Genomic DNA, 8,384 nt, shown 5'->3' with positions numbered 1-8,384 from the left:
TAGTCATTAGTCATTAGTCATTAGTCATTAGTCATTAGTCATTAGTCATTAGTCATTAGTCATTAGTCATTAGTCATTAGTCATTAGTCATTAGTCATTAGTCATTAGTCATTAGTCATTAGTCATTAGTCATTAGTCATTAGTCATTAGTCATTAGTCATTAGTCATTAGTCATTAGTCATTAGTCATTAGTCATTAGTCATTAGTCATTAGTCATTAGTCATTAGTCATTAGTCATTAGTCATTAGTCATTAGTCATTAGATACCGTATGTGCGCGGCCCTCGAACAATCTGCGAATCAAATTTAAAATCTCATAGCGACGCACCATACTAGATACCGTCCCAGCAGAAAACCAGAAAGAGGAACATATTTAAAATTAAACCATCAATACTCTAAAATGAATAAAAATGAACTCTGAAAAAATGACAGCCGATCGCCCAAGAGTAGATTATGAAATGGCATGGGACAGTTACGCCCAACAGTGGCAAAAAACTAATGCCGAACTTGCCCATATTGGCGACGAATGGATAGGTAAAGCCGCAGGTGCCGCCAACTCCTTAACCGAATACGAAGCGCTGATCGAACAGCAATTTATAGCGCCGTATATCAAAAAAGAACATCGGGTTTTAGAAATTGGTATCGGTGGCGGAAAAACAGGTTCGCTGCTGCTGAAATATTGCGATCGCCTAATTTGTGCCGACATTTCCAGTCAAATGCTGCAAGCCGCCCGATCGCGCTTGGGAGACGATCGCGTTTCCTACGTCAAACTCGACGGTTTAACATTAGACGGCATCACCCCCGGTGCAGCCGATGTCTGCTTTTGCTACGATACAATGGTACACGTAGAACCCGTAGACATATTCAACTACCTAACACGCATTCCCAAACTGCTGCGGGGCGATCGTCTTTGCGTCTTTCACCACGGCAATATTCTCACCGAATTGGGCTGGGAAAAATTCGCCAGCGAGTGGGAAAAAAACTTATTGGGACGCAGAGATGGCACGGCATTCTCAATAATGACTGATACAATTATGGAAAAATTTCTCAACCATTTAAACTATGAAATCATCCTGAAAAACACATCTTCAGTACCGCGAGATTGCGTCTGGATATGCAAAGCGCCAGTCATCAGTCATCAGTCATCAGTTATTAGCCATTAGTTATTAGTTATTAGTTATTGGTAGCAGTTAATAAATAACCAATAACAACTAACAACAGTCACCAATGCCCCATGCCCAAGTCAACAGTCAACATTCAATGAAAGCATTATTTCTTCACCCAAACTTCCCCGCCCAGTACCGCCACATAATCACAGCTTTAGGCGCAGATCCCAAAAATCAAATTGTTTTCGGCACTAAAAACGAGCGTCCCGAATGGAACATTCCCGGGGTTCGCAAAGCAGCATTTACCCCCAGCCGCGAACCCAACCCGCAGACTCACCAATACGTGCGCCCTTTAGAAAGTGCCGTCATCTACGGACAAGCCGTGTTTAGAATGGCAGAACAACTCAAAGCAGAGGGTTTTGTACCCGATATTATTTGCGGACATTCCGGTTGGGGGCCGACACTGTTTGTCAAAGAAGCTTTTCCAAATACGCCGCTGTTGTGTTATTTCGAGTGGTTCTATCACTCGATCGGTTCCGATGCAGATTTCGACCCGGCGGAACCTTTAACAGTTGACGACATGGCGAGAATTAGAATCAAAAATGCGCCGATTTTGATCGATTTATACTCTTGCGATTGGGGTTTGTCGCCTACATACTGGCAGCGATCGCAATTTCCCCCAGAATTGCAGCAAAAATTGTCCGTACTCCACGACGGCGTAGATACGGATTACTTCAAACCCGATCCCGGTGCTAAACTAATTTTGCCTAACTTAGATTTGTCCGGCGTTGATGAAATTGTCACCTACGTATCGCGGGGAATGGAACCTTATCGGGGCTTTCCAGAGTTCATTGAGTCGATCGCCTACGTGCAAGAACGCCGCCCCAACTGTCACGTTGTAATTGTTGGTTCAGACAGAGTTTGTTACGGTCGTTCTTTACCAAATGGCGAGTCTTACAAAGACCATATGCTCAAAAAAGTACCGCTAGATATGTCGCGAGTGCACTTTGTCGGACCGCTACCCTACGGACTGTATTTAAAAGTAATTCAAGCATCCGACGTACACGTTTATTTAACCAGACCTTTCGTGCTATCTTGGTCGATGATTGAATCTTTATCGACAGGATGTTTAGTAATCGGTTCCGACACCGGGCCAGTGAGAGAAGTTATCCGCGATGGAGAGAACGGTTTAATCGTCGATTACTTCTCGCCGAAACAAGTAGCCGATCGCATTGACGAAGTTTTAGACCATCCTACCCGCATGGCAGAAATTCGCGTCATGGCCCGTCAAACCGCCCTAGAACGCTACAGTTTAGCTAAAATGCTGCCGCAGCAATTACAATTGATTGAACAGATAGCAAATCGTTCGATGCCGCCGACAGTTGGTATGCAGCCAGAACGGGAATTAGCCGCATCTTTTGGAGTGAGAATTTAGCAATAAAGTAGCAATAAATTTGGTCGTGACTAAAGCCCTGGTCACAACCTCTCCTGTGTAGTGTAGTCGCACAGGAGCACCAACTCGACGATAAATATCGGAACATCTGGACGTTTTAGTTGCCAAATTCAATATTTTGACAGCAGTTCGTCAATAGCTTCTAGACTGGTCGCAAACTACCTTCTAGAGCAGTAAGCTAATCTCCTAAAATCATTTCTTCATCCTGTGTTGCTTGAGAACTTTAGCGGGACTGACAAATGAAATGCCCTGAGAAAAGGAGGTACTAATCATGACAGCTTCAATGACAGGCTCATAAACCGTTTTTTCTGCAACCCACTCCACAATAAAGTTTGCACCTGAGCCTCCAATTGTATCATCTACTGCAATGAAAAAGTCTGTGGAAGCAAGTGGCTTTAGTTCTACTGGACTCTTAATGTCCTGCCTAATCAATTTCCCATCGGTATCGTAGTAACGCACGGAAGTAATAATAATCGAATTTGTCAGATCCGTATTGCGGATACTGAGGGTGGCTGACAAATTCATCACATTATCCGGGCTATTGTAGTGATAAATATGCGAGTAAATAGGGACATATACGGTTTGTCCCATCACAACTTTTGTTTGATCTAACGTGACCGATCTCAATGAGGTTTCACGTTTTGTATCAGGTTGTTGCCTTTGTGAGGTAGTTTGCTCTGAACAAGAGGTAATGACGATCGCTGCGATCGCCCAACCAACCCAGAAATGCTGTTTCAGCTTCATCGGCATTCATCCAAATACACAATATTTGTTACAGTTACGCCTACAACAGAGTGAACCTTCTCTCTCGTTTGAGGCGGCTTAGCGATAAGATTTGAGCCGCAGTTCAATCTGAAACGTTGAGCTTTTGCCCACTTCACTCGTCACATGAATTTTTCCACCGTGGGCCTCGACAATCTGTTGGACGATCGCTAACCCTAGTCCAAATCCACCACTATCGAGCGATCGCTCAGTGTCCACTCGATAGAAGCGATCGAAAATATAGGGTAAGTCCGCTTCTGGAATGCCGATGCCCGTGTCGAGTACCTGAATGATTGCCCAGCCTGGATGGGAAATTAAGCGTAATTGTACCATTCCGCCAGCAGGCGTGTATTTACAAGCGTTGTTGAGCAAGTTTTCGACTACCTGCCACAGCAAATCAGGGTCAGCCCATAATTCGATCCGTTGCTCAGAGGGCTCGTAGGTTAGTTTGAGGTTCTGAGATTGTACAAGCGGCTTGCTTCCTTCACAGCTTGCAGTTTTCAGCATTAGAGTTTGAGGCGATTCGCGCATCTTCTTTAAGCTAGATTTTATGAGAAAGCAAGCTGTATTAAAGTGCAAAAAGATAGTAGGAGCCTCAGAACGGATGGGAAAGAATAGTTAATGATTAGACGTTGGCTAAAAGCATCAGGCGCAGAGTTTTTGTTGCCATTGCCGTTGGTGGCGATCGCGTTTTGGGTTGGTTCCAGTTTCTTAATGGCTCAAGAATTACAACAACCCCTGCTCGCAAAGAATAAACTTCAGGCAGATACCCAGCTTAAAGCAACGGTGTCTGTCAATATATTGCCGCTCGACGCGGTGATTAACCGAAAACAAGGAAGAACCCAGGTTGGGGTGGAAACAGCAGAACCTATTTTGAAGCGATGGGAATTAGCATTCCCAATGACTGACGCAACCCAGATAGAGGTAGCGATCGCGCCCGAGCTCCAATTATCACGTCAAAAGGTTCGCCAGTTAGTCCGTTACGAAATCGTTGAATAAGTTTGTTGTTTCAATATTGCGATCGCATCCAGTCAAATAAGGTTGGCAAATCCATAGGTTTCCTCACTGCGATCGAGCAAATCCTCAAGTGGCAAGAAGCGCCAAATACTCTTACCGCTTGAGGATTGAGAACTACTGAACGACGATTTGGTTATTGATGGAAATATTCGGTGCAATTTGCCGAGCAATTTGTTCTGCCAATGCTTTTTGTTCTGCCGTTTGAACGCGCCCTGTTAAGACAATCGAATTATCCCGATCGTCTGCGTCCAAATCGAAGGGCTTGAGAGTGCTATCCGAGTCTAAGGCATCTTCTACGCGATCGGCAATATCGTCAATGTCTTGATTTTGAGCCGTCTGTGCGGTCGTGGTTGCAGGCGCAGCAGGGGTTGGAACAGTCGTATTTCCAGTGGTAGTTGCGGGAGCAGAAGTAGATGGAACAGTTGTCTGTGAAGTATTGGGGGGGGTGCAAGCACCTAAACCCAAAATTGCAACAGTGCTGACGCTGATTCCTTTTGCAAATAGCTTTAATAATTGCATACTCTTTGTCTGTTTTGTTTATTGTGAAACGCAATTTTGCCGATAAACCTCAGCATGAAGTTTTTCATTATCTCAACTTAACAAGTGAATGTACGATAGTTCATCCATCAAAAGTAATGCTTTTTACAACCCGATTAAAGACCGTAATAAATAAAATCCAGTAAACTAAAGTTGGCAAGTCCATAAGCTATCTCAATCGGTTCTCTGCCTAAGTATAGGGAGCAAATGCGATCCCAATGTGAGCAACAGAAATCAGTCCATCACTTTTTGCTCACATTCATCAATGACGCTAGAAACAAGACGAAACAACAGACAAGCACTTGGCTTGACAAGAAACGTTATGACTGCAACCAATGTAGAAAAATTAGTAGAACACTCTTGGCATCACCTCTCTGTCGAGAAAGTGGCTCGGCTTTTAGAGAGTGACCTGGAAATAGGCCTATCTTCCGATGTGGCAGCAGAGCGGGCCGAGGAGCTCGCCCCCAATCAACTAACGGCTCAGAAGCAGCAAAGTGCTTGGCTGCGATTTTTTCAGCAACTGAATCAGCCGCTAATCTACATTTTGTTAGCCTCTGGCATAGTAACAGCATTTCTGAAAGAGTGGATTGATTCAGGGGTAATTTTGGGGGTTGCTCTGACGAAGGCCACCATTGGTTTCGTTCAAGAGTCAAAGGCAGAGAATGCGATCGCCGCTTTAGCAAAATCTGTTGCAACTGAGGCAACCATTCTCCGCCACGGTCAAAAACAAGTGGTTTCATCCAGCGAACTGGTTCCTGGCGATCTCGTCTTGCTGTCTTCTGGGGATAAAGTGTCTGCGGATCTGCGGCCGATCGAAGTCCGTGACTTACAGGTGGATGAGTCAGCGTTAACGGGAGAATCTGTCCCGGTCCAGAAGCAATCCCAGGCGCTAGAGGCAGACGCTGCACTGGCCGATCGCACGAACATGGCCTATACCGGAAGCCTGGTAACGTTTGGACAGGGACGCGGACTCGTCGTCAACATTGGCGAGATGACCGAGACCGGACACATTTCCCAACTCATGCAGCAATGTACCACACTGGAAACCCCACTGAGTCGCAAAATTGACAAATTTAGCACAACCTTGCTCTATGTCATTTTAGGCTTAGCTGCCTTCACCTTTGCAGCAGGCATTGCCCAGAGATTTTCTTGGGTTGAGGTGTTCAAGGCATCTGTGGCGCTTGCCGTCAGCGCAATTCCTGAAGGCTTACCCGCGATTTTAACGGTGACACTGGCGATCGGGGTTTCCCGGATGGCAAAGCAACACGCCATTATTCGCAAACTTCCGGCAATTGAGACGCTGGGTAGCGCCACTGTGATTTGTTCCGACAAAACCGGAACCTTGACTGAGAATCAAATGACGGTTCAAGAGATCGATGCAGGAGGAAGGCGTTATCCGGTTAGCGGTGGAGGATACGTACCAGACGGGGAAATTTGTGTAAATGGACACTCCGTTGACCTGGCGATCGCACCTGCTTTATATGAATGCTTGCAAGCAGGATTGTTGTGCAACGATTCTTACCTAGACGTGCAAGACGGGAACTGGACTGCGATCGGCAGTCGAACGGAAGGGGCGCTGGTTGCGGTAGCCCAAAAAGCGGGGTTAATTACTGAGAAACTGGAGGAAGCGCTTTCCCGGCTCGATACACTGCCGTTTGAATCTCAGTTTCAATACATGGCAACCTTACATGACGATCGCCCAGAACGGTTGATTTATGTCAAGGGTTCGATCGAGGCAATTCTCAAGCGGTGCCGCCAGATGCTCGATGAAGAGGGAGAGGCGAGATCCCTCAACCCCGTGCCGATCGAGCAAGCCGCGGACAGAATGACAAAAAAAGGGCTGCGAGTTCTGGCACTTGCAAAGAAAGTTGTACCCGCTTCTCAATCTTCTATTGAGTATTCTGATATTGAGCAAGGATTAACTTTTTTGGGTCTGCAAGGCACGATCGACCCGCCTCGCCCCGAAGCCATTCAAGCGATTCAAGCCTGTCGATCTGCGGGAATTCAGGTGAAGATGATGACCGGCGATCGTGCCAAAACAGCAGCAGCGATCGCGCACCAAATGGGACTAAATCAAACCCAAGAGGCTCCCGTTTTTGTCGCTTAGTTCCGGCGATCGTTGCCAAACTGCGCGGTAAAGATGAATCAGTTGGCTACGCGGTAGCGGTCGGCATTGCGGCTATTTTCATTCTCCAATTCCTGTTTAGCCAATGGGGCATTATGAATCAGTTATTCAACACTGAAGCTTTGAACCCAATCCAAGGCTTAATTTGTATCGGATTCGGACTGCCAATGATTGCTTTGTCAGCTTTGCTAAAGCGTTTTCCACCTCTGAACTAAGTGGTTTTTGTGATGCGGCTATTGCCAGCAATTTTACACACTATTTACCAATTTTGTAGCGTTGAATATTGAATATTTCTCATGAATTACCAAAACCTCAAACGTGCTAGTGGCCTATTTACTAATCATCGAAACGCAGAGCAGGCGCTAGTTGAGCTAAAAAGCAGGGGCTTCCCCATGCACAAGATTTCAGTGATTGCTAAACCTTCTGACAATGATGGTTTGGACTCTCTGGGAGTGCAGCAAATTTTAATCACAAGAGCAGCAGGTGCACAAGTAGGCGCGATCGTAGGTAGCATAAGCTGTTGCTCATATAGATTGTGTATGGCGATTGAGGGTCCGATGGGGATCAGGGGAGAGGGGGAGAGAATTTGACGATTTTTGATTGTCATCAAAATATACAATGTTTATTTGCACAACAGCTTACGACTAGGTTCACTAGCCTTGATTGTTGGACTCAGCAGCCTGCTAATTCCCGGTATTGGTCAGGCCTTAGGGGTGGAAAGCATTTTAGCAACTTTCTTTGGAAGTGGGATTGCTGCAACTTCTGGTGCTCTATATGGCGCACTTCAAGGATGGTTGGTGCCAGAAGAACAAGCAAGAATTTACAATGACAGATTTAACCAGGGAGATTATTGGATCGTCATGGAGGCAAGAGAAAATGAGATCGTGATTGCTGAACCTGTCCTTAAACGTTGGGAGATTCTGACGTGGCGTGTCTGTGATGCTACGTAAATTCAAGGTAAGAAAGGACGATGACCTTCGAGGAATTTAGTCCCGCGAATCAGAACGTCCAAAACCCGCTCAAAAATTGGACGGTCGATGAATGTGGGCTTTCAGCGAGAGCATCTCACTTTTGGAGCCAAGCTAGAAATCTAAGTTTTAAGGCAGCAGGCAGAAGGAATAAGGGAGAAGGAATAAGGGAGAAGAAGTGTTTTTACAAATATGAGATGTTCCCCTTTGGGCGTTCGCTCTCCTACTCCTGACATACGGATCGACAACTTCCATTACCCGCCGAGAGCGGCAAGCGCGATCGGGTCGGCAACACTTCAGAAGAGACTGTTAAAAAAAATATTAAAAACCAGTACAATTAAGAGGAATTAGCATCCTGTAAGGGTTTGTAAATCATCCAGATCTACCAAAAAAATTGCACTCTAAAAACGATCCGATC

General features: G+C 45.7%; 9 protein-coding genes. 6 read left to right on the top strand and 3 right to left on the bottom strand.

Going from position 1 to position 8,384, the window contains the following annotated elements; genetic code table 11:
- Positions 1–408: 408 nt before the first annotated feature.
- Positions 409–1,161, top strand: coding sequence for a class I SAM-dependent methyltransferase (locus IQ263_RS18845; RefSeq protein ID WP_194069238.1), 753 nt, complete (start codon positions 409–411; stop codon positions 1,159–1,161).
- A 97-nt stretch (positions 1,162–1,258) separates the two neighbouring features.
- On the top strand, positions 1,259–2,539 hold the full coding sequence (locus tag IQ263_RS18840) for a glycosyltransferase family 4 protein (protein WP_194069230.1): 1,281 nt from the start codon (positions 1,259–1,261) through the stop codon (positions 2,537–2,539).
- 210 nt (positions 2,540–2,749) lie between these two features.
- On the opposite strand, the gene IQ263_RS18835 is transcribed toward IQ263_RS18840, so the two are convergent.
- Positions 2,750–3,301 (bottom strand): DUF3124 domain-containing protein, encoded by a 552-nt coding sequence (locus tag IQ263_RS18835; RefSeq protein ID WP_194069228.1) that lies wholly within the window; start codon positions 3,299–3,301, stop codon positions 2,750–2,752.
- Between the two features lie 78 nt (positions 3,302–3,379).
- Positions 3,380–3,850 carry a sensor histidine kinase gene (locus tag IQ263_RS18830; protein ID WP_228050174.1) on the bottom strand — a complete coding sequence of 157 codons (471 nt, stop codon included), beginning with the start codon at positions 3,848–3,850 and terminating at the stop codon, positions 3,380–3,382.
- A 90-nt stretch (positions 3,851–3,940) separates the two neighbouring features.
- Between IQ263_RS18830 and IQ263_RS18825 the strand changes: the two genes are divergently transcribed.
- Complete coding sequence (locus IQ263_RS18825; RefSeq protein ID WP_194069226.1) at positions 3,941–4,318, top strand: hypothetical protein; 378 nt, start codon at positions 3,941–3,943, stop codon at positions 4,316–4,318.
- 132 nt (positions 4,319–4,450) lie between these two features.
- On the opposite strand, the gene IQ263_RS18820 is transcribed toward IQ263_RS18825, so the two are convergent.
- Positions 4,451–4,855 (bottom strand): BON domain-containing protein, encoded by a 405-nt coding sequence (locus tag IQ263_RS18820; protein WP_194069224.1) that lies wholly within the window; start codon positions 4,853–4,855, stop codon positions 4,451–4,453.
- Between the two features lie 340 nt (positions 4,856–5,195).
- Between IQ263_RS18820 and IQ263_RS18815 the strand changes: the two genes are divergently transcribed.
- The 3 genes from IQ263_RS18815 to IQ263_RS18810 all read left to right on the top strand — a co-directional run bounded on the left by IQ263_RS18815 (position 5,196) and on the right by IQ263_RS18810 (position 7,948).
- Positions 5,196–6,980 (top strand): cation-translocating P-type ATPase, encoded by a 1,785-nt coding sequence (locus tag IQ263_RS18815; RefSeq protein ID WP_228050173.1) that lies wholly within the window; start codon positions 5,196–5,198, stop codon positions 6,978–6,980.
- Positions 6,866–7,213: a cation transporting ATPase C-terminal domain-containing protein gene (locus IQ263_RS29925; protein ID WP_339384891.1), complete on the top strand. Its 348-nt coding sequence runs from the start codon at positions 6,866–6,868 to the stop codon at positions 7,211–7,213. The genes IQ263_RS18815 and IQ263_RS29925 overlap by 115 nt, the downstream gene beginning before the upstream one ends.
- Positions 7,214–7,594: 381 nt before the next feature.
- Entirely contained in the window at positions 7,595–7,948 is a 354-nt protein-coding gene (locus IQ263_RS18810; protein WP_194069222.1) for a hypothetical protein, read from the top strand.
- Positions 7,949–8,384 lie beyond the last annotated feature (436 nt).

Source organism: Tychonema sp. LEGE 06208 (genome assembly GCF_015207505.1).
GTDB lineage: Bacteria > Cyanobacteriota > Cyanobacteriia > Cyanobacteriales > Microcoleaceae > Microcoleus.
This window is presented reverse-complemented; position numbering and strand designations above follow the sequence as displayed.

Excerpts from the sequence above, each read along its gene's own strand:
- IQ263_RS18845 (WP_194069238.1), top strand. The coding sequence starts at position 409 with ATGAACTCTGAAAAAATGACAGCCGATCGCCCAAGAGTAGATTATGAA.
- IQ263_RS18840 (WP_194069230.1), top strand. The coding sequence starts at position 1,259 with ATGAAAGCATTATTTCTTCACCCAAACTTCCCCGCCCAGTACCGCCAC.
- IQ263_RS18835 (WP_194069228.1), bottom strand. The coding sequence starts at position 3,301 with ATGAAGCTGAAACAGCATTTCTGGGTTGGTTGGGCGATCGCAGCGATC.
- IQ263_RS18830 (WP_228050174.1), bottom strand. The coding sequence starts at position 3,850 with ATGCGCGAATCGCCTCAAACTCTAATGCTGAAAACTGCAAGCTGTGAA.
- IQ263_RS18825 (WP_194069226.1), top strand. The coding sequence starts at position 3,941 with ATGATTAGACGTTGGCTAAAAGCATCAGGCGCAGAGTTTTTGTTGCCA.
- IQ263_RS18820 (WP_194069224.1), bottom strand. The coding sequence starts at position 4,855 with ATGCAATTATTAAAGCTATTTGCAAAAGGAATCAGCGTCAGCACTGTT.
- IQ263_RS18815 (WP_228050173.1), top strand. The coding sequence starts at position 5,196 with ATGACTGCAACCAATGTAGAAAAATTAGTAGAACACTCTTGGCATCAC.